This is a genomic window from Rhodococcus cerastii, assembly GCF_033042195.1.
Classification (GTDB): Bacteria; Actinomycetota; Actinomycetes; order Mycobacteriales; family Mycobacteriaceae; genus Rhodococcoides.
Map to the genome: position 1 here is coordinate 362468 of NZ_JAWLKF010000002.1, position 21177 is coordinate 383644.

Below are 21177 nucleotides of genomic sequence, written 5' to 3' on the forward strand. Positions count from 1 at the left end.
CGGGTCAACCCTCCTGAAAAGTCGTCGGTTCGGCCGACGACCACGCGATGTGGGTTTGTCGGTACGCGCCGGTAACCTGACCACACGATGAACACATTCCTCCAGGGCCTCCAATCCCGACAGAACACCTCGTCCGACACACTGCTGGAAGGTCTCAATCCGCAGCAGCGTGAGGCCGTCGTGCACACCGGATCTCCGCTGCTCATCGTGGCCGGAGCCGGGTCGGGCAAGACGGCGGTGCTGACGCGTCGTATCGCGTATCTGCTGGCCGAGCGAGGAGTGTCACCCGGCCAGGTTCTGGCCATCACGTTCACCAACAAGGCCGCTGCCGAGATGCGCGAGCGAGTCGCCGGACTCGTGGGGCCGCGGGCGAACGCCATGTGGGTGTCGACGTTCCACTCGAGTTGCGTGCGGATCCTGCGCGCGCAGGCTGCGCTGCTGCCCGGTCTGAACTCGAACTTCTCCATTTACGACGCGGACGACTCGCGGCGACTGCTGACGATGATCTCCAAGGATCTGCAGATCGACACCAAGAAGTTCTCGGCGCGGCTGCTGTCGACGGCCATCTCGAACCTGAAGAACGAGCTGATCGGCCCCGACAAGGCAGCGGAGGACGCCGACGGCGATCCCGCCGAGCTCCCGCGGTTGGTGGCCAAGGTCTACGGCATCTATCAGCAGCGGCTGCGCGCCGCCAACGCGATGGATTTCGACGACCTCATCGGCGAAACGGTGGGCATTCTGCAGGCGTTCCCCCAGGTGGCTCAGTACTACCGACGCCGGTTTCGGCACGTTCTGGTCGACGAGTACCAGGACACCAACCATGCCCAGTACATGTTGGTCCGTGAATTGGTCGGCACCCCCGACGCCGACGGCGCACTCGAGGGCACTGTCGCTCCGGGCGAGCTGTGTGTGGTGGGCGACGCGGATCAGTCCATCTACGCATTCCGTGGTGCCACGATCCGCAACATCGAGGAATTCGAGCGCGACTATCCCGACGCTCGCACCATCCTGCTCGAGCAGAACTACCGATCGACGCAGAACATTCTCTCGGCCGCCAACGCGGTGATCTCGCGCAACATCGGCCGGCGTGAGAAGAAACTGTGGACCGACACCGGCGAGGGCGAGTTGATCGTCGGTTATGTCGCCGACAACGAGCACGACGAGGCGTCGTTCGTGGCCTCCGAGATCGATCGGCTCGTCGACGGTGGAGACGTGCGCTTCGACGAGGTGGCCGTCTTCTATCGAACCAACAACTCCTCGCGTGCGCTCGAAGAGATCTTCATCCGACTCGGACTGCCGTACAAGGTCGTCGGCGGCGTCCGATTCTACGAACGCAAGGAAGTACGAGACCTCGTCGCGTACCTGCGCGTGCTGTCCAACGAGGACGACACCGTCAGCATGCGACGCATCCTCAACACTCCGCGCCGGGGGATCGGCGATCGTGCCGAGGCCTGCGTCGCCGTGCACGCCGAGCAACGCGACATCAGCTTCTCGCGCGCATTGCACGACGCGGCCGCGGGCAAGGTGGCGTTGCTCAACTCGCGGCAGCAGAAGTTGATCGCGCAGTTCATGGAGTTGCTCGACGAACTACGTGCAGTGCTCACCGCCACCGACGGAGACGGCAACGACATTGCCGACATCGGTGATGTCGTCGAAGCCGTTCTCGACCGCACCGGCTACCGCGCCGAGCTCGAAGCCAGCAGTGATCCGCAGGACGGCGCGCGCCTCGACAACCTCAACGAACTCGTCAGCGTCGCACGGGAATTCACCTCGGAAGCGCGTAATCAGGCCGCAGTGGCGGCAGAGGCTCTCGAAACCGGGGACGACGAGAACGGCGACGCGGACGGTGGCGTCGACGGGTTGGCCGAGCCGGGGTCGCTCGCGGCGTTCCTCGAACGGGTCTCCCTGGTGGCCGACACCGATCAGATCCCCGATTCGGGTACCGGCGTCGTCACCTTGATGACGCTGCACACCGCCAAGGGTCTGGAATTCCCGGTCGTCTTCGTGACGGGTTGGGAGGACGGCCAATTCCCGCACATGCGGGCGCTCGGCGACCCCAATGAACTGTCCGAGGAGCGACGCCTGGCGTACGTGGGGATCACCCGTGCGCGGCAGCGGCTCTACCTCACGCGCGCGATCATGCGCTCGGCATGGGGGCAGCCCATCGCTAACCCGGAATCACGCTTCCTGCAGGAAGTTCCGCAGCACCTGATCGACTGGCGACGCGAGGATCCGGGCACCGGGGGAGGCCGAGCCATCGGCGGGGGCAGATCGGGCAGCTACGGATCGGGTGGCGGATACGGCTCGAACAATTACGGTTCGAGCAATTACGGCTCCGGCAGCTACGGCGGATCCTCGAATCGCGGTCAGAGTTCGACGCCGAGTTTCGGTGCCGCCAAGGGGCGCAACTCCAATCTCGTTCTCGCCGTGGGCGATCGAGTCAGCCACGACAAGTACGGCCTGGGTACGGTGCTGGAATCGACCGGTGCCGGAGTCAAGGCGATGGTATTGGTCGACTTCGGTTCGGCTGGTCGCGTGAAGATGATGCTCATCGGCGGCGTCCCGATGACCAAGCTGTAACAGAGCCGAGAACGCGAAAGCCGGACCCTGCGAAAGCGGGGTCCGGCTTCGAGTCGAAAGCTGGTGTACTCAGTCCATCTCTGGGCCGAGGGAGATTCCTCGGGAAGCGAGCCACGGAAGCGGATCGATCTTGACCTCGCCCGGAAGGTGGACCTCGAAGTGCAGGTGCGGGCCGGTGGAGAAGCCGCGGTTGCCCATCGTCGCGATCTGATCGCCTGCCATGACGTCCTGACCGACCGTGACGGTCGAGGTGTCGATGTGGCCGTAGACGGTGATCGTGCCGTCGGCGTGCTGGACGCGAACCCACATGCCGAAGCCTGCGGCCGGACCTGAGTCGATCACCTTGCCGTCGGCGACGGCGTAGATCGGGGTTCCGATGGCGTTGGCGACATCGACGCCGGCGTGGAGAACGCCCCAGCGGGTGCCGAAGTTGGAGGTGTAGGTGCCCTGCGCCGGCAGTGCGAACAGCGGCCTGCGCGCAGCAGCTTCGCGGGCGGCACGCTCTTCGCTGAAGCGCTGGCCCTTGGCGAGCAGGTCGTTGAACTGGCTCAGATCCACCGGCGCAGCGATGCTGAGGATCTGCGGAGCCTCCGACGGCGTCGCGCTGGTCGAGTCGGCTTCGACCTCGGTGGTCTGCGGAGCGGTGGTGGCCGCGACTGCTGCCGCAGCGGGTGCTTCACCTGCGGCGAGTGCGTACTCGGAGGTGGCGACCGCGGTGGGTGCGTCGTCGTTGACGACGGCCTGGCCGGCCGCGACTACCGCACCTGCGGCCACTGCGAGAACTGCAGCTCGGCCCTTGAGTGCGGTGGGGGGAAGGGGGATGCGGTGTGCGCCGCCGCGACGGGCCACGGGGGTGGCGTCTGCGGTGGTGACGAATGTGGTGACGACGGTCGGCGACTCGTCGGCTGCGACGTAGGCGGTATCGACGTACTCGGCCTCGGCGTACTGGTACGCGGGGTAGGCATACGCGTCGTATGCACCGTTGTCGGCAGGCGCGGCGGCGGGCTCGTAGCTGTAGACCGTGGTCGCGTCTTCGGCCGAGGGTCGAGAGAATCTGCTCGATGTGAAGGACGCACGGTGTTGCTGCAAGACCTACAACCTCCGTTATCCGTGACCTGGCCGTTACTGAAAGACTCGGCAGACGGTAACGAAATGATTGCGGGGCGCGCAAGTTAACAGCCCAAACCGGCGGCATATGTGAGATGGCTCACAAGTCGACCAGCGGTTATGCGTGACGGGCCACATTCGTAATCGGACACGAGAACACGTGGACGGCACACGGTGACAGTAACGGTTCTCGCACCGATCGAGCCGATACCGTGATCCGAGTGCCGACTCCCTCCTTCGACGACTCGTCCGCCCCCGGCTCCGAGCGAGCGGAACCGCAGCGGATCCGACCCCAGGACGGAGAGTTCGGCCGAGCCGACGATCCGTCGCCCACTCCGCGCATCGCGCTTGCCGTCACACTCGCTCTGATCGCTGCGGTTGCCGCAGTCGTGGCCCAGCTGATCGGCGTCGTCCGCAGCGCCGACGGTTCGCCGGTGGGTACCGGGGCAATGGTGGCTGCGATCCTGGCCGGTGCCGTCCCCGTCGTCGTTGTCCTCGGAGCCGCGGCGGGTGTGGTCGGCAAACGCGTCGAGTTCGCCGCAGCCCTGCTGGCCGGATACGGCGCAGTGGCACTCGGCCTCACGTTGCTCGACGTTGCCTTGCTGTCCGATCCCATCGACGCGAATCGGCTAGAGCTCTTCCGCCCACTGAGCGCCGCGATGCTCGACGCGACCGCCGGTGCCTATGTTCTGCTCGTCGGTCACGCTGTGTCGGTGCTGGCGGGTATTGCGGGGTGGTCTGCGGTGCACCGCGCCGGGCTCGGTGACGGGTACGGCCACTCGGTGTATTCGGAACACGTGGGGCGCGCGGCGGCGGGGCGTGTCGGGCCGTTGCTCGCGGCGCTGCTCGGCGCGTTCGGTGTGCTGGCGGCCGTTGCGGCTTTTGCCTCGCTGTACCGCTCGTCCGATCCGGTGGTGATCGTGACGGCGGTGGTGGAGTCGCCGGTGTTCGTCGCGGTGGGCTCCGGGGTCGTCGGTATCGCGGCGCTCGTGGTGGCTGCGTCGGCCCTGGCCTCTCTGTCGCCGCAGGTGGCGTCGGGTGCGTCCGTCGGTGCCGGGCTCGGCGTACTCGGTTTCGCCGGGGTCGGGCTGCTCGCTGGGCTGAGCACCGGAGCTCGGGTCGACGCCGGGCTCGGTGCCTATCTGGGAACGCTTGCGGGGCTCGGACTGCTGATCTGCGGCGCAGTGCTTGCACCCGTCGCTGCAGCGCGTGACCGTCGGGCGCTGGAGAGAGCGCAGCAGCGTGAGTCGGGTGCGCGAGGTGTCCGCGGTGTCGCCGGCCTCGGATCGACGAGGTGGCATGCCGCGGCAGGCAGCATCGGCGTTCTTGCAGGTGTGCTGTTCGTCGTCGGATCGTTGTTGCCGATTCTGGAGACCGACTCGGGGATCGCCGTGCCGCAGATATTGGCCACTCGTGTGGTGATGGTCGCGGGGTTCGTGATGATTCTGGGTTCGGTGCCGCTGCTGTTCTCCGAATTCGCCTCGGCTGCGCGGCCGTTCGTGTCGATCTTCTGGCTCGGCGCGATGGCGGCTGCGGCCTCGGTGCTGCAGTCGGTGGTGCTCGCCGAGGACGTGGACGGCGTCGGTGCCGGAATCGGCGCTCTGGCGATCATCGCGGGTGTCGTCGCAGCGGCAGCCACCGGACTACTGGCCCTGTTCGCCGGCTCGGCCGAACGCGACGACGTCGACACGTCCGCGGACGCATCAACCGACGGCGTGGTGCTCGGCACCGGCTTGTTCGGTGCAGTGCTTCTCGCTGTGGGCCTGGCTCTGCCGCTGTATCGGGGCAGCGATTTCACTGCCGCCACCGTCACCGAATTTCCGTGGGGCTGGGACACCTGGGGGCAGATGCTGCTCGCCGTCGGAGTGGTCGTGGCCGCCGTCGTCGCGGCGCGAGCTCGGGCCGCACGCGGCAGCGTCCTGCTCGGCGGAGCGGCCGTCGCCGGGATCGTCCATCTGGCGTCGTGGCCGCTGACATCTGCACGCGCCACCGATCCGGAAATGGGGCCTGCGGTGCTCCCGTTGGTGGCGGGAATCGTCGTTCTCGGTGTCGCCGCGGCACTTTCGGCCCGCCGCGACGATCGGTGACGGCCGCTTCATCGAGCCGGTGGCGGTGAGATAGGCCACATAGCATGCATGCGCCCGATGCGCTGTCGGGACACCTGGATAAAGTCCATGCTCAGACCCGCTCACACCCCTGGAGCGGGCGTCAACGTAGACGAGACGGTGAGCTGATGGATCTCTTCGAATACCAGGCGAAGGAATTGTTCGCCAAGCATGGCGTACCCACCTCCGCCGGTCGTGTCACCGACACGGTCGCCGGAGCAACACAGATTGCCGAAGAAATCGGCAAGCCAGTAATGGTCAAGGCACAGGTCAAGGTCGGCGGCCGCGGCAAGGCCGGTGGCGTCAAGTACTCCAAGGACGTCGCAGCAGCCACCGAGAACGCAGAAGCGATTCTCGGACTCGACATCAAGGGCCATGTCGTCAAGAAGCTTCTCGTTGCAGAAGCCTCCGACATCGCCGAGGAGTACTACATCTCCTTCCTGCTCGATCGCACCAACCGCACCTACCTCGCAATGTGTTCGGTCGAGGGTGGCGTCGAAATCGAGGTGACGGCGGAGGAGAACCCCGACGCACTCGCACGTATTCCGGTCGACGCCGTCAAGGGTGTCGACCTTGCTTTTGCTCGTGAAATCGCTGAAAAGGGCAAGCTTCCCGCCGAGGTGCTCGACGCCGCTGCGGTGACCATCCAGAAGCTGTGGGAGGTCTTCATCAACGAAGACGCTCTCCTGGTCGAGGTCAACCCGCTGGTTCGCACCCCGGACGATCAGATCCTGGCCCTCGACGGCAAGGTGACGCTCGACGCCAACGCAGACTTCCGTCAGGCCGGCCACGCCGAGTTCGAGGACAAGGACGCAGCCGATCCCCTCGAGGCCAAGGCCAAGGAGAACGACCTCAACTACGTCAAGCTCGACGGACAGGTCGGCATCATCGGAAACGGTGCCGGACTGGTCATGTCGACCCTCGACGTCGTCGCATACGCGGGCGAGGCACACGGCGGCGTCAAGCCCGCCAACTTCCTCGACATCGGCGGCGGCGCCTCGGCCGAGGTCATGGCCGCAGGCCTCGACGTCATCCTCGGTGACGAGCAGGTCAAGAGCGTGTTCGTCAACGTCTTCGGCGGAATCACCGCGTGCGACGCAGTAGCCAACGGCATCGTCGGCGCACTGAAGAAGCTGGGCGACGACGCCAACAAGCCGCTGGTCGTCCGTCTCGACGGCAACAAGGTCGAAGAGGGCCGCAAGATTCTCGCCGACGCCGCGCACCCGCTGGTGACGCTCGCCGGAACCATGGACGAGGGCGCCGACAAGGCCGCCGAGCTGGCAGCGAAGTAGAGGAAACAATGTCTATCTTTCTGAACAAGGACAACAAGGTCATCGTCCAGGGCATCACCGGCGGCGAAGGCACCAAGCACACCGCCCTGATGCTCAAGGCCGGAACCCAGGTCGTCGGTGGCGTCAACGCACGTAAGGCCGGAACCACGGTCAAGCACGTCGACGCCGACGGCAACGACATCGAACTCCCGGTCTTCGGCTCCGTCGCCGAGGCCATGGAGAAGACCGGAGCGGACGTCTCCATCGCGTTCGTCCCGCCGGCATTCTCCAAGGACGCCATCGTCGAGGCCATCGACGCCGAGATCCCGCTGCTCGTCGTCATCACCGAGGGCATCCCCGTGCAGGACTCCGCGTACGCGTGGGCCTACAACGTGGAGAAGGGCAAGAAGACCCGCATCATCGGGCCCAACTGCCCCGGAATCATCACTCCCGGTGAGGCTCTCGTCGGCATCACGCCCGCCAACATCTCGGGAACCGGCCCCATCGGCCTGGTCTCCAAGAGCGGCACGCTGACCTACCAGATGATGTTCGAGCTGCGTGACTTCGGCTTCTCGACCGCCATCGGCATCGGCGGCGACCCCGTCATCGGAACCACCCACATCGACGCCATCGAGGCATTCGAAGCGGACCCCGACACCAAGATCATCGTCATGATCGGTGAGATCGGCGGCGACGCCGAAGAGCGCGCAGCCGATTACATCAAGGCCAACGTGACCAAGCCGGTCGTCGGCTACGTCGCAGGCTTCACCGCTCCCGAGGGCAAGACCATGGGCCACGCAGGCGCCATCGTCTCCGGCTCGCTGGGAACGGCGCAGGCGAAGAAGGACGCACTCGAGGCCGCAGGCGTCAAGGTCGGCAAGACGCCGTCCGAGACCGCTGCCCTCGCGCGCGAAATCCTGGAATCGCTGTCCGTCAAGTAGGACTCGCTTCTGTGAAAAGCCCGCCACCGACTTCGGTGGCGGGCTTTTTCGTGCGCGCGCCCCGGTTCGCGTCAATGGACCACTGCACACGTCTGGGCGCGGCAAAGTCACATTCACGCGGCGGGGTCTAGATTGATGCGCGTGCACAGGATCTTCACCACCGCCTTCAGCTCGGTCTATCCGCACTACGTGAACAAGGCCGAGCGCAAAGGTCGGACGAAAGCCGAGGTCGACAAGATCATCCGCTGGCTCACCGGCTTCGATCAGCCAACTCTCGAGCGCCACCTGAAGGACGACAAGACGTTCGACGAGTTCTTCGCGGCAGCGGACCTCAACTCGAACGCGACCCTGATCACCGGAGTCGTCTGCGGCATTCGCGTCGAGAATGTCGAGGACCCTCTGATGCAGAAAATCCGCTACCTGGACAAGCTGATCGACGAACTCGCCAAGGGCAAGAAGATGGAGAAAATTCTGCGGAGCTGAGGGTGCTGTTGAAATCACGCTGATTCGAAGTGTGGTCCCGGGCTCGGAGCCGGACTTCACTGATCGTCATGACAACCACCGAGAACCGTGCCCTCACCAAGTCCTGGCCCGACGCCCCCACCACTGCTGCCGGATGGATTTCCCGCGCCGGTGAGGTAGCTCAACTCCTCGCTGTCGATGCCGTCGCTCGCGACAAGGGCCGCGAGATCCCCACCGCCGAGGTGCAGCTGCTCAAGGACGCGGGCCTCGTCACCCTGCTCGGCCCCGTCGAACACGGTGGCGCAGGACAGGATTGGCCGACGGCATATCAAGTGATTCGCACCGTGTCGAAGGCCGACGGCTCGATCGGTCAGCTGCTGGGCTACCACCTGCTGTGGTTCTGGGCCGCACGACTCGTCGGCACCCCCGAACAGATCGAGGCCGTCGAGGCAGACGCGACGAAGAACAAGTGGTTCTTCGGCGGTGCCGTCAACCCTCGTGACAACGACGTCGCCGTCACCGACGAGGGCGACACCATCGTGTTCGACGGTTCCAAGACCTTCTCCACCGGCAGCCGCGTCTCCGACGTCACCGTGCTCGAAGGTGCTCTCGAGGGCAGCACCGATCATGTGTTCGCGATCGTGCCGTCGAACATCGAGGGTCTGTCCTTCCACGACGACTGGGACAACATAGGCCAGCGTCAGACCGAGAGCGGCAGTGTCACCATCGACAAGGTTCGCGTCGACTGGGCCAGCGCAGCAGGATTCGTGGACAAAGCTTTTCAGCCCCGCGTCTACAACACCCTCAACGTTCCGACCATCCAGCTGGTGTTCGTCAACTTCTACCTCGGTATCGCGAGGGGCGCACTCGAGGAGGCCGCGTCGTACACCAAGGACAAAACCCGTGCCTGGCTGCACAGCGCCGTGGACAAGGCCGTCGACGAGCCGTACATCATCGACATCTACGGCGATCTGACGTCCAAGCTCTGGGCCGTCGAAGCTCTCGCCGACGCAGTTGCATTGGAGGGACAGAAGATTCACGACAACGCCTGGAACGTCACCGCCGAGGAGCGCGGTGATCACGAGGTGCGCGTCGCCGCCGTCAAGGCTCGCGCCACCGAGGTCTCGCTGGAGATCACCTCGACGGTGTTCGAGGCGCTCGGCGCGCGTGCGACGGCCAGCAAGTACGGCTTCGACCGCTTCTGGCGCAACGTACGTACGCACACCCTGCACGATCCGGTCGCATACAAGCGACGCGAGGTCGGGCGCTGGGTTCTCACGGGCGAGCTGCCCGAGCCCACGTGGTACTCGTAGTCCCCACCTTTCTGGCCCCGATCCGACCCCCGATTTCCGGATGAATGTGCCATTCACACCATCTGAGCGCGTGGATGGCACATTGATCCGCCGAAGGATGACGCACACATGAGCACCGAAAAAATCACCGACGCGATCAAATTCGCATACTGGGTTCCCAATGTCTCGGGAGGCCTGGTCACCAGCACCATCGAACAGCGCACCAGCTGGGATTACGAGTACAACAAGAAGCTGGCGCAGACGGCCGAGAACAACGGATTCGAGTACGCCCTGAGTCAGGTTCGCTACGAAGCCAGCTACGGGGCCGAGTTCCAGCACGAGTCGACCAGCTTCTCGCTTGCGTTGCTGTTGGCCACCGAGCGGCTCAAAGTCATTGCCGCAGTGCATCCCGGGCTGTGGCAGCCGGCGGTACTGGCCAAGCTCGGCGCAACCGCGGATCACTTGTCCAACGGCCGCTTCGCAGTCAACGTCGTCAGTGGCTGGTTCAAGGACGAGTTCACCCACCTCGGCGAGCCGTGGCTCGAACACGACGAAAGATACCGTCGCAGTGCAGAATTCCTGCAGGTGCTGCGCAAGATCTGGACCGAGGACGACGTCGACTTCCGCGGCGACTTCTATCGGATTCACGACTTCACCCTCAAGCCCAAACCGCTGAACACTCCCGACCGCCCCAACCCGGAACTGTTCCAGGGCGGCAATTCGTCTGCAGCGCAGGAGAATGCCGGACGGTACTCGGACTGGTACTTCAGCAACGGCAAAGGTTTCGACGGCGTCACCGAGCAACTCGACAATCTCCGACGCGTCGCGCGTGATCATCAGCGTGAGGTCAAGTTCGGGCTCAACGGCTTCATCATCGCGCGAGACAGCGAGAAGGAAGCGCGAGACACATTGCGCGAGATCATCGAGAAGGCCAACAAGCCTGCCGTCGAAGGTTTCAAGGGAGCGGTGCAACAGGCCGGCAATTCGACGGGCGACAAGAAGGGAATGTGGGCCGACTCGACGTTCGAGGACCTCGTTCAGTACAACGACGGGTTCAAGACGCAGTTGATCGGCACCCCGGAGCAGGTGGCCGAGCGCATCGTGGCCTACCGTCGCCGCGGCGTCGATCTGATTCTCGGCGGCTTCCTGCACTTCCAGGAGGAGATCGAGTACTTCGGGGCGAAAGTCCTGCCGCTGGTTCGCGAACTCGAGGCCGCCGAGGCGAACGACCAGGAGTTGGTGGCAGCCCGCTGACCTTTCGGTTCCGTGATCGGTCGGGTCCGTGCAGTAGCGTGAGTTCTCGGACCCGACCGACCTGGGGTACGGACAATCTCAGATGAGGAGACGCGATGACCTACTCGCCCGGCGGCCCTGAAACAGGGGGCTCCAACTCTGGTGGCTACGGCGGAGGTGGCCCGTCCTACGGCCCGTCGTCCTCGCCGAATCAGCCGTCGTCCAACCCGCAGGGTCATCCGGGACAGAACCAGCCCTTTCACCAGCCGTCGGTGTCCAATCCCTTCGGCCCTCCGGTGCCGGGCACCTCGGCACCGGCCGGACCGGGGCCGGCCGCGTCCGGACGTAAGTCGCCCGGATCAGGTCTGGCGAATCTGCCGAGGATTCTTACCTTCGTGATCCTCGGGCTCGGCGTCGTCACTTTCCTGCTCGGCCTGCTGGACCTCGTCACCGCGGAGGTCACCTCGTCTCAGGAACTGCCGAGCAGTATCCAGACGTCGTTCAGCACCACCTTCTTCGCCTCCGGCGGAAGCGCGGTGTCGGTTGCTCTGCTGCTGGCAGCGGGCTTGATCGCCGGTGCCTCGCTGATACAGAAGGATGCCAGGAATCAGGCCGTGGTTGCCGCCCTGGCGATCGCCGGCTGGCTGGTGCTGGTCTTCCAGTCGTTCAGCCTGCCCAGCGCAGAGGGCAACGAGTTCGCCAGCACCACCAGCTCGCTCGGTATCGGTGCGATCCTGGTGCTCGTCCTCGGCTTCGTCCAAGCAGCCGCCGCGGTGCTGGCACTGCTGCTCGACGCGGGCATCGTCAAGGCTCCGGCTCCCAAGCCTGCGGGCTACGGCAACCAGAATCAGCAGCCCGGATACGGCCAGCAGAACCCGTACAACGCGCCGACGACGTCGTTCGGTGGACCCTCGCAACCGCAGGCCTACGGCAACCCGCCGTCGTACGGTCAGCCTCAGGGAACCTCGTCGAACTTCGGTCAAGGTCTCAGCGGTCAAGGTCTCAGCGGTCAAGCACCGAGCGGACAGGCGTCGGGTCAGCATTCCTACAACCCGGGTGGGCAGCCGCCGTACGGACAGTCCGCCCCCAACCCCTCGTCGCCTCAGGGCGGCTATGCACCGCCGCCGTACACCGGTCCGAGCGGGCAGGCCTATCCGCCGAACCAGTACCAGTACGGCCAGCCTTCGGGATACGGCCAGCCTCCGGCGAAGTCGGACGAGCCCGAATCGGGCGAGCAGTCGACGCCGTACGGCGCGCCCACGCAGTCGTTCGGTGCCACTCCTGCTGTGGACGACGAGAAGAAGCACGACTGATTCAGGCATCACAACCCATCTTCGCGGCGCGCCGGACCCGCGCGCGCCCCAGGATTTGGGCCACTCGGGGCGGCGGGCGCTCGATTGGACCCGGTGTCGCGGGGCGCGGGCGCCCGGGGGCCCCGCGCGCGCCCCGGCCCGACGCCCGATCAGTCGCGCATGCTCGCCGCAGTGGCCTTCAAGACCTCCGGACTCGTCGTGGTGATCGCGACGACCCTTGCTCTGGTCACCCTCGTCGCGGCCAACAGCGACCTCACCGGAACGCTCGGAGCGATCGCCGGTTCGTGGTTCGCCGTGCACCTGGTGCCCCTGAGCATCGGCGGCACCTCCCTGGGTGTCGCACCGCTGCTGCCGACCCTGATCATCGGCTGGTCCGTCGCTCGTACCGTCCACCACGCGGTGGACTCCGACACCGACCGTCGCGTGCTTCGGTGGGTATTCGCGGCGTCGATGGCCGGCCCACTCGCCGTCACCGCCATCGCTCTGGCCGTCGCCAAGGACGCGTCCACCGTCATCGGACTGTCCAGTCCCAATGCTCTCGTGGCCTTCTCCTGGGTCGCAGGCGTGCACGCGGCCGCATCCGGAACCGGTCTGCTCTTCGCGTGCTGGGACTCGGTGGTGATCCACCGCGGACTTCCGGACTGGGTTCGCGCGCTCGTTGCGCCCTTCGTGCGCGCGCTGTCGATCCTCGCTGCAGGCGGGGCGGCGGTCGTACTGCTCGCCCTGCTCGTCTCCTGGGAGACCGCCGGCGCACTGCTCGAGAGCGGAGGCGATGTTGTCGGCATGCTCGGGCTGACCGTGCTGTCCGTGCTCTATCTCCCCAACATCGTCATCGGTGCACTCGCGATGGCCACCGGTTCCACAGCCGGGTTCGGCGAGGCGTCGGTCAGCCTGTTCTCCACCACCGGAGGACCGCTACCTCCGCTGCCGATCCTGGCCGTCCTCCCCGAAGGATCGGCCCAGACGATCTGGGTCGTCATGCTCGTCGTCCCTATCGGCGCCGGACTGCTGCTCGGCCGCGACTGCGCCATCCGCAGCGCCGACATCCAGGTTGCAGTGTCCTCGGTATGGGTCGTTGCGGCCGCGGCCGGAGCGCTCGCAGCACTGCTCGGCTACGCCGCGGGCGGAAACCTCGGCACGTTCGGCACCGTCGAAGTCACCGTCTGGAGCTTCGGGCTGTTGACGTTCGCTTGGCTGGCCGTCGTCGGTTCCGCCTCCGCAGCCTTCGTCGTGTGGCGTCGAGCAGAACCCGAGCCGACTCGCGACGATCCCGCTCCGACTCCGGTACCTGTGGCCGAGTTGGCGATCGAACCGGCCCCATCCGAGCCTGACCCATCCGAGCCTGACCCGTCCGAGACCGCCCCGTCCGAATCGGAGGACGACGAACAGACCGAGGTGGTCGAGGATGTCGTCGAGGCGGAGGTCGTCGACGACGTCCCGGCCGAGATGCCAGCGGCCGAAGAACCGGACGCGATCGTCGAGGCCGCTACCGCCGAACCGCTGGATGCCGAGGTCGTTGCACCTCCAGGAGACCGGGACGGACCTGCCCGGTAGGGCTCGACGGCGCAGCGACTAGGCTTTCCGCTGGCTCGAACGATCCGCCTCGACAATTCAGGAGTAGTGCGCTGACTGCCTTGCGTGAGACACCCGCGCGGGTCGTCGTCCTCGCATCGGGGACCGGCTCGCTTCTGCAGTCGCTCATCTCCGCGACTGCTGCCGAGAGCTATCCCGCGCGCATCGTCGCCGTCGGAGTCGATCGAGAGTGCGACGCAGCCCGCCGTGCCGACGAGGCCGGAATGCCGAACTTTCGAGTCGGATTGAAGGACTACGCCGATCGAGCGCAGTGGGACATCGCGCTCACCGACGCCGTTCTGGCGCACGAGCCCGATCTCGTCGTCACCGCCGGTTTCATGAAGATTCTCGGCCCGCGATTTCTCGGGGCCTTCACCGGACGCATCGTCAACACTCACCCCGCGCTCCTGCCGTCGTTCCCCGGCGCACATGCCGTGCGGGACGCACTCGACCACGGCGTCAAACTGACCGGTTCGACGGTTCACCTGGTCGATTCCGGCGTCGATACCGGGCCGATCCTGGCGCAGGAAGCCGTACCGGTTCTCGACGGCGACGACGAAGCTGCTCTGCACGAACGCATCAAGATTGTCGAGCGACGGTTGCTGGTCGACGTGATCGCAGCCGTGGCCACCACAGGTGTCACCTCCGATGGACGAAAGGCTCAGATAATCCGATGAGTGAACGTAAAGCAGTGCGCCGCGCGCTGGTCAGCGTCTACGACAAGACCGGACTGATCGAACTGGCGACCGGCTTGCACGGTGCGGGCGTCGCTCTCGTGTCCACCGGATCGACGGCGAGCAAGATCGCCGACGCCGGAATCCCGGTCACCAAGGTCGAGGATCTCACCGGATTCCCCGAGACCCTCGAAGGTCGCGTCAAGACGCTGCATCCTCGGGTGCATGCCGGCGTGCTCGCCGATACCCGTAAGCCCGAACACCTTTCGCAGCTCGAGGAACTGGGCATCGAGGCGTTCGAGCTCGTCGTGGTGAACCTGTACCCGTTCACCGAGACCGTCGCCAGCGGGGCGACGCCGGACGAATGCGTCGAACAGATCGACATCGGCGGACCGTCGATGGTGCGCGCCGCAGCCAAGAATCACCCCTCGGTTGCCGTGGTGGTCGACCCGGCCCGCTACGAGGACGTGCTCACGGCCGTGGCCGGTGGCGGATTCACCCTCGCCGAGCGGACTTCCCTTGCGGCACAGGCTTTTCAGCACACGGCCGCCTACGACGTCGCGGTGGCGTCGTGGATGAGCAATGTGCTGACCCCCGATACCGAATCGTCGTTTCCGGAATGGATCGGCGGAACCTGGGATCGCTCGGCCGTGCTTCGCTACGGCGAGAACCCGCACCAGGCTGCGGCGCTCTACGTCGATCCTGCAAGCTCCGGCATCGCGCGGGCGGAGCAGCTGCACGGTAAAGAGATGTCGTACAACAACTTCACCGATTCCGATGCAGCGTGGCGGGCGGCGTTCGATCATGCCGACCCCACCGTCGCGATCATCAAGCATGCCAACCCGTGCGGTATCGCTGTCGGCAACGACATCGCCGAGGCGCACCGCAAGGCCCACGCGTGCGATCCGGTGAGTGCTTACGGCGGCGTCATCGCAGCCAACCGCGAGGTCACCGTCGAGATGGCCGAGCAGGTGGCCGAGATCTTCACCGAGGTCATCATCGCGCCGTCCTACGCCGACGGTGCTCTCGGAGTGCTGCAGCGCAAGAAGAACATTCGTGTGCTGCTGGCGGAGGCGCCGTCCACCTCGGGCGTCGAACTCAAGCCGATCTCCGGCGGCGCACTGCTGCAGCAGCGCGACGTTCTCGACGCAGACGGCGACAATCCTGCCAACTGGACCCTCGCTGCCGGCGAGCCTGCCGACGAGCAGACCCTGAAGGATCTCGAATTCGCCTGGCGCGCAGGTAGGGCCGTGAAGTCCAACGCGATCCTGCTCGCCCACGACGGTGCCTCGGTCGGCGTCGGAATGGGCCAGGTCAACCGCGTCGATGCCGCCCACCTCGCCGTTCAGCGAGCCGGGGATCGCGTCGTCGGCTCGGTGGCGTCCTCCGATGCCTTCTTCCCGTTCCCCGACGGTTTGCAGGTACTGATGACCGCAGGCGTCAAAGCCGTTGTGCAGCCGGGTGGTTCGGTACGCGACAACGAAGTGATCGCCGCGGCGCAGGATGCAGGCGTGACGCTGTATCTGACGGGATCGCGACACTTCGCGCACTAGTGCCTGACGCCGAGCTCGAAGTTATGGATGGATTTCCGGCGAAATCCGTCCATAACTTCGAGTTCGGCTAGACCTTTGCCCCGGCGGCACGCAGTTTGTCTCGAACTCTCGCCGCGACGCCCCATGGATCGGTGCGCAATTGCATCGCGCTGACTCGGATCACCGTCCAGCCCATTGCTTCGAGCAGGTGTTGACGCTCGATGTCCCAGGCCCGCTGCTTCTCGTCCGACCAGTGTTGTTCGCCGTCGTATTCGACCGCGACCTTCCACCGTGCCCAGCCGATGTCGATGCGGGCGAAAACTCTCCCATCCGGACCCACCACCTCGATCTGAGTTTGTGGGCGGGGTAGGCCTGCGTCCATGAGGGCCAGTCGGGTGCGTGTCTCCTGTGGTGATTCCGAACCCGCGTCGACCACAGCGAGCACGGCCCTGAGCTGAACGATGCCACGGGCACCTCGATGGTTCTCGGCAAGCCTGGCGATGTCGTGAACGCCGACTCCAGTGGCTCGGCAGAGTGCATCCAGTCGTGCCACGGCGGTTCCGAACGGCCTGCGTCGACCGAGGTCGTATGCAGTTCGCGCCGCTGTGGTGACTACCAAGCCGTCGATCGTCTCGATTTCTCCCGCTGGCAGCTCGTCGAAGCCGATGCGAAGGCCGCCCATCTTCTGGCGGTGTTCCGCCCAGATGAGCTCGGCATCGCTGTCGGCGGATATCCAGCCAGATCCGTGCACGGCCGCAGCGCTGATTCCTGAGACCACTGCCTTGCCTCGGGAGTACAACCACGCTGCTCTTGCCTTGGTAGGCGCATCCAGATCGCTGTTCGGGTCGATGTATATGTCGCGATAGATGCGACGAAAGTGCTGCCGGAGCTGTTGGCGCGTGACCAACCCGTTGGCCACTGCCTCGGATCCGACGAAAGGTGCGCTGTCCATGTACGCAGAGTGGCATCGGATTCGCGCGAAAAGTGGCCGAGCGCTGGCTGTGGATGAACTAAATAGTTGTCCACAGTTATGCCGCTGTGATCGATCTTGGGCCGAAGTGTGCATCGACCGCCGAACTCGAAGTTATGGACGAAATCCGCCCGATTTCTGTCCATAACTTCGAGCTCGGCGGAACGGGAACCCCGCTCTCGATGGCAGCTTTCGGCAAACGCTCGTAGCGTGGAGAAGTGACCTCTACCAAACCTGGCATCTCCACTCTCGGCGAACTCAAGGCATCCGGACATCGGCAGCGGTCGATCAAGGAAGAGTTGCGAGAAAATCTTCTGAAGGCATTGCGCGACGGCACAGATCCGTGGCCGGGGATCGTCGGATTCGGCTCGACGGTGTTGCCGCAGTTCGAGCGCGCGATTCTGGCCGGTCACGACGTGGTTCTGCTCGGCGAGCGCGGTCAGGGCAAGACGCGACTGCTGCGCACCCTGAATTTGTTGCTCGACGAGTGGGTGCCGGTGATCGCCGGAGCCGAACTGGGCGAGCATCCATACGAGCCGATCACTCCCGCCAGCATCAGGAAGGTGAAGGAACTCGGCGACGACCTTCCCGTCGAGTGGCGGCATCGCAGCGAGCGGTACGCCGAGAAGCTCGCGACCCCGGATACCTCGGTGGCCGACCTCGTCGGCGACGTCGATCCGGTGAAGGTGGCCGAGGGCCGCAGCCTCGGCGACCCGGAAACCATTCACTTCGGCCTGGTCCCGCGTAGCCACCGCGGCATCGTGGCGATCAACGAGCTCCCCGACCTTGCCGAGCGCATCCAGGTGTCGTTGCTCAACGTCATGGAGGAGCGCGACATCCAGGTCCGCGGCTACACGCTTCGTCTGCCGCTCGACGTCATGTTGGTCGCGAGTGCGAACCCCGAGGACTACACCAATCGCGGACGCATCATCACCCCGCTCAAGGACCGCTTCGGAGCCGAGATCAGGACTCACTACCCCCTCGAACTCGACGCCGAGGTGGCCGTCATCGATCAGGAAGCGGAGCTGCAGGCCGCAGTCCCGACCTACCTGCTCGAGGTGTTGGCCCGATTCACCCGACTGCTGCGCGAGTCGCCGTCGGTGGACCAGCGCTCCGGCGTTTCCGCCCGATTCGCGATCGCCGCAGCTGAAACCATCGCTGCCGCAGCCGTTCACCGAGCCGCAATCCTGGGGGAGGCCGAGCCCGTGGCCCGGCCGGTGGATCTCGGCACCATCATCGAGGTGCTGCGCGGCAAGGTCGAATTCGAATCCGGCGAAGAAGGCCGCGAAATCGAGGTGCTCGAACACATGCTGCGCCGCGCGACTGCGGACACCGTCCGAGCACACCTCGGCGGCATCAACCTCGCCGCTCTGGTGACGGCAGTGGAGACCGGAGAACCGATCGTCACCGGCGACCGCATCACCGCCAAAGCGCTGCTCGACGAGCTGCCCGACGTCGAGGTCATCGGCGACATCCACGAGCGGCTCAACGCCACCTCGGACGGGGAGAAGGCGGCCGCCGTGGAACTTGCCCTCGAGGGCCTCTACCTCGCGCGTCGCATCTCCAAGGACCCCGACGACGATGGTCAGACGGTGTACAGCTGATGCGTCGCTCCAGATACGGGCGGTATCACGACGGTCCGGATCCCCTTGCGCCACCGGTGGATCTGCGCGAGGCGCTCGACGCGATCGGCGAGGACGTGCTCGAGGGCGCGTCACCGCGTCGGGCATTGCAGGAGATGCTGCGTCGCGGGACGAAGAACATGCGCGGGCTCGACGACCTGGCCGCGCAGGCCGCGAAGCGTCGTCGAGATCTGTTGAAGAAGAACAACCTCGACGGCACACTGCAGGAAGTACGTGAACTGCTGGACAAGGCAGTACTCGAGGAGCGCAAGGCGTTGGCGCGTGCCCTCGACGACGATGCTCGCTTCCAAGAGATGCAGATCGGCGATCTGTCTCCGTCCACTGCCCAAGCAGTGCAGGAACTTTCGGACTACGACTGGCGCTCGTCCGAGGGGCGCGAGAACTACGAGAAGATCAAGGATCTGCTCGGACGCGAAATGCTCGATCAGCGTTTCGCGGGCATGAAGCAAGCTCTCGAAGGTGCCACCGAGGAGGACCGTCAGGCCATCAGCGAGATGCTGAAGGACCTCAACGAACTGCTCGACGCCCACAACAAGGGCGAGGACACCGACGAGCAGTTCGAGAAGTTCATGGACAAGCACGGTCAGCATTTCCCGGAGAACCCCGAGAATGTCGACGAGTTGTTGGACTCGCTCGCCCAGCGGGCGGCAGCGGCGCAGCGGTTGCGCAACTCTCTGACGCCCGAGCAGCGGGCCGAGCTGGATGCGTTGGCTCAGCAGGCCTTCGGCGACTCGAATCTGCTGAATCAGCTGGATCAACTCGATCAGAATCTGCAGCAGGCCCGGCCCGGTGAGGATTGGGACGGCTCGCAGAACTTCCGCGGCGAGAACGGTATGGGCCTGGGCGACGGTACCGGCGCGCTTCAGGACATCGCCGATCTCGAGAACCTGGGAAATCAGCTCTCGCAGCAGTACAACGGTGCCGCACTGGACGACATCGACGCCGACGCGTTGCTGAAGCAACTCGGGCCCGAGGCGGCGGCCGATGCCAGAATGCTCGCCGAACTCGAAAAGGCCCTGCAGCAGCAGGGTTTCATGGACAAGGGTGCCGACGGGCAATGGCGTCTGTCACCCAAGGCGATGCGTCAGCTGGGGCAGTCCGCGCTCAAGGACGTCGCGGGCAAGCTGTCCCGACGCGGCGGCGAGCGAGACACCCGCAAGGCGGGTGCGATGGGGGAGCCCACTGGAGCGTCGCGAGCGTGGGAGTTCGGTGACACCGAGCCGTGGGATGTGACCCGCACGGTCAACAATGCGGTACTGCGCTCGGCGGCAACAGGATCGGGCTTCCCGGTGCAGTTGCAGGTGACCGATGTGGAGATCAGCGAGACCGAGACGCGAACGCAGGCTGCGGTCGCCCTGCTGGTCGACACGTCGTTCTCGATGGTGATGGACGGCCGCTGGGTGCCGATGAAGCGCACGGCACTGGCGCTCAATCACCTGGTCAGCACCCGATTTCGCGGTGACGACCTACAACTCATCGGATTCGGCAGGCACGCACAGACATTGACGGCCTCGGAGTTGGCCGGGTTGGACGGTGCCTACGATCAGGGCACCAATCTGCATCACGCGCTGATGCTTGCGGTGCGGCATCTGCGGCGTCATCCCAATGCGCAGCCCGTGGTGCTGATCGTGACCGACGGGGAGCCGACGGCGCATCTCGAGCCGGACGGTCACGCGTACTTCGACTACCCACCGTCGTCGAAGACCCTGGGACTGACCGTCCGCGAGCTCGATACCGTCGCGAAACTCGGGGCGCAGGTGACGATCTTTCGGCTCGGCGACGATCCCGGCCTGGCTCGGGTCGTCGACAAGATGGCCGAGCGTGTGGGCGGACGCGTCATCGCGCCGGATCTCGACGGACTCGGTGCTGCGGTGGTGACCGACTACCTCAAGCGTCGGCGATCCTAGGTTTGTCGGGGTCCTTGATCTCGACCGACACCCCACCCCAGAACGCGAAGCCGGTGACGACCACGCGCGGTGCGCCGGGGTGGGCCGCGCTGACGTGCTCGAATCCGCCCATGATCCCCATGCCGCGGACCTCGACGCTCACTCCGGGCGGCACGGTGACCTCGATGCCGCCCATGATGGCCACGCAGTTGATGGTGGTTTCCTCGGCGGAGAACGATGCACGGCGTAGGTCGAGTTCGATGCCACCCCAGAAGGCGAACGCGTCGATGCGCGCCGCCGCGGTCCACTCTCCTTTGCGCACGGCACCACTCATGATGGCGATCACGCGGTCGTTCGCGGAGCCACCTGATGGTGCACGTGCGGGAGGCGGGGACAGGACCAGGTCTCCGGTCAGTACGTCGAGTTCGCCGTAGGTCTTCGCCCGGTACACCGCTGCCGTGCGTTCGTCGTACTCGCTGACGGTGAGTTGGCCGTTCGCGAAGGCGTCGCTCAGCAGCTGCGCGACCAGATTTCTGTCCGCGTCGGCCGCGCGAATCCGGCTTCGACCTCGGTCTGGCAGATGATCGCTCACCGCC

16 protein-coding genes are annotated in these 21177 nt (G+C 65.5%); 13 read left to right on the forward strand and 3 right to left on the reverse strand.

Going from position 1 to position 21177, the window contains the following annotated elements:
- The first annotated feature begins 87 nt into the window (after positions 1–87).
- Entirely contained in the window at positions 88–2580 is a 2493-nt protein-coding gene (locus R3P93_RS06010) for a UvrD-helicase domain-containing protein (protein ID WP_317532623.1), read from the forward strand.
- 69 nt (positions 2581–2649) lie between these two features.
- Here R3P93_RS06010 and R3P93_RS06015 read toward each other — a convergent pair whose 3' ends face one another.
- Entirely contained in the window at positions 2650–3669 is a 1020-nt protein-coding gene (locus R3P93_RS06015) for a M23 family metallopeptidase (RefSeq protein WP_149405118.1), read from the reverse strand.
- Between the two features lie 239 nt (positions 3670–3908).
- On the opposite strand from R3P93_RS06015, the gene R3P93_RS06020 reads away from it, so the two are divergent.
- The 10 genes from R3P93_RS06020 (at position 3909) to purH (ending at position 16103) form a co-directional block, all read left to right on the forward strand.
- Complete coding sequence (locus R3P93_RS06020; protein WP_317532624.1) at positions 3909–5774, forward strand: hypothetical protein; 1866 nt, start codon at positions 3909–3911, stop codon at positions 5772–5774.
- A gap of 146 nt (positions 5775–5920) precedes the next feature.
- Entirely contained in the window at positions 5921–7084 is a 1164-nt protein-coding gene (sucC, locus tag R3P93_RS06025) for an ADP-forming succinate--CoA ligase subunit beta (protein ID WP_032377331.1), read from the forward strand.
- An 8-nt stretch (positions 7085–7092) separates the two neighbouring features.
- Positions 7093–8004 (forward strand): succinate--CoA ligase subunit alpha, encoded by a 912-nt coding sequence (gene sucD, locus R3P93_RS06030; protein ID WP_068050146.1) that lies wholly within the window; start codon positions 7093–7095, stop codon positions 8002–8004.
- A gap of 135 nt (positions 8005–8139) precedes the next feature.
- On the forward strand, positions 8140–8487 hold the full coding sequence (locus R3P93_RS06035) for a DUF2200 domain-containing protein (RefSeq protein WP_317532625.1): 348 nt from the start codon (positions 8140–8142) through the stop codon (positions 8485–8487).
- Positions 8488–8555: 68 nt separating this feature from the next.
- Complete coding sequence (locus tag R3P93_RS06040) at positions 8556–9779, forward strand: acyl-CoA dehydrogenase family protein (protein ID WP_317532626.1); 1224 nt, start codon at positions 8556–8558, stop codon at positions 9777–9779.
- Between the two features lie 108 nt (positions 9780–9887).
- Positions 9888–11012: a dimethylsulfone monooxygenase SfnG gene (gene sfnG, locus R3P93_RS06045; RefSeq protein WP_317532627.1), complete on the forward strand. Its 1125-nt coding sequence runs from the start codon at positions 9888–9890 to the stop codon at positions 11010–11012.
- Positions 11013–11107: 95 nt separating this feature from the next.
- Positions 11108–12304 carry a DUF5336 domain-containing protein gene (locus R3P93_RS06050; RefSeq protein ID WP_317532628.1) on the forward strand — a complete coding sequence of 399 codons (1197 nt, stop codon included), beginning with the start codon at positions 11108–11110 and terminating at the stop codon, positions 12302–12304.
- A gap of 171 nt (positions 12305–12475) precedes the next feature.
- Positions 12476–13858: a cell division protein PerM gene (locus R3P93_RS06055; protein ID WP_317532629.1), complete on the forward strand. Its 1383-nt coding sequence runs from the start codon at positions 12476–12478 to the stop codon at positions 13856–13858.
- Between the two features lie 71 nt (positions 13859–13929).
- Positions 13930–14553: a phosphoribosylglycinamide formyltransferase gene (gene purN, locus R3P93_RS06060; protein ID WP_317532691.1), complete on the forward strand. Its 624-nt coding sequence runs from the start codon at positions 13930–13932 to the stop codon at positions 14551–14553.
- Entirely contained in the window at positions 14550–16103 is a 1554-nt protein-coding gene (purH, locus tag R3P93_RS06065) for a bifunctional phosphoribosylaminoimidazolecarboxamide formyltransferase/IMP cyclohydrolase (RefSeq protein WP_094639535.1), read from the forward strand. The genes purN and purH overlap by 4 nt, the downstream gene beginning before the upstream one ends.
- A gap of 67 nt (positions 16104–16170) precedes the next feature.
- Here purH and R3P93_RS06070 read toward each other — a convergent pair whose 3' ends face one another.
- On the reverse strand, positions 16171–17034 hold the full coding sequence (locus tag R3P93_RS06070) for a DUF559 domain-containing protein (protein WP_317532630.1): 864 nt from the start codon (positions 17032–17034) through the stop codon (positions 16171–16173).
- Between the two features lie 236 nt (positions 17035–17270).
- Between R3P93_RS06070 and R3P93_RS06075 the strand changes: the two genes are divergently transcribed.
- Both R3P93_RS06075 and R3P93_RS06080 read left to right on the forward strand, forming a co-directional pair.
- Complete coding sequence (locus R3P93_RS06075) at positions 17271–18656, forward strand: ATP-binding protein (protein WP_068050166.1); 1386 nt, start codon at positions 17271–17273, stop codon at positions 18654–18656.
- A complete protein-coding gene (locus tag R3P93_RS06080; RefSeq protein WP_149405131.1) occupies positions 18656–20602 on the forward strand; it encodes a vWA domain-containing protein in 1947 nt (648 codons plus the stop codon). Before R3P93_RS06075 ends, R3P93_RS06080 begins: the two co-directional genes overlap by 1 nt.
- On the opposite strand, the gene R3P93_RS06085 is transcribed toward R3P93_RS06080, so the two are convergent.
- Positions 20583–21173 (reverse strand): DUF1707 SHOCT-like domain-containing protein, encoded by a 591-nt coding sequence (locus R3P93_RS06085; protein ID WP_317532631.1) that lies wholly within the window; start codon positions 21171–21173, stop codon positions 20583–20585. The genes R3P93_RS06080 and R3P93_RS06085 overlap by 20 nt on opposite strands.
- Positions 21174–21177: the final 4 nt, after the last annotated feature.

Coding starts and splice junctions, on each gene's coding strand:
- R3P93_RS06010 (WP_317532623.1), top strand. CDS start 88: ATGAACACATTCCTCCAGGGCCTCCAATCCCGACAGAACACCTCGTCC.
- sucC (WP_032377331.1), top strand. CDS start 5,921: ATGGATCTCTTCGAATACCAGGCGAAGGAATTGTTCGCCAAGCATGGC.
- sucD (WP_068050146.1), top strand. CDS start 7,093: ATGTCTATCTTTCTGAACAAGGACAACAAGGTCATCGTCCAGGGCATC.
- R3P93_RS06035 (WP_317532625.1), top strand. CDS start 8,140: ATGCGCGTGCACAGGATCTTCACCACCGCCTTCAGCTCGGTCTATCCG.
- R3P93_RS06040 (WP_317532626.1), top strand. CDS start 8,556: ATGACAACCACCGAGAACCGTGCCCTCACCAAGTCCTGGCCCGACGCC.
- sfnG (WP_317532627.1), top strand. CDS start 9,888: ATGAGCACCGAAAAAATCACCGACGCGATCAAATTCGCATACTGGGTT.
- R3P93_RS06050 (WP_317532628.1), top strand. CDS start 11,108: ATGACCTACTCGCCCGGCGGCCCTGAAACAGGGGGCTCCAACTCTGGT.
- purH (WP_094639535.1), top strand. CDS start 14,550: ATGAGTGAACGTAAAGCAGTGCGCCGCGCGCTGGTCAGCGTCTACGAC.
- R3P93_RS06070 (WP_317532630.1), bottom strand. CDS start 17,034: ATGGACAGCGCACCTTTCGTCGGATCCGAGGCAGTGGCCAACGGGTTG.
- R3P93_RS06080 (WP_149405131.1), top strand. CDS start 18,656: ATGCGTCGCTCCAGATACGGGCGGTATCACGACGGTCCGGATCCCCTT.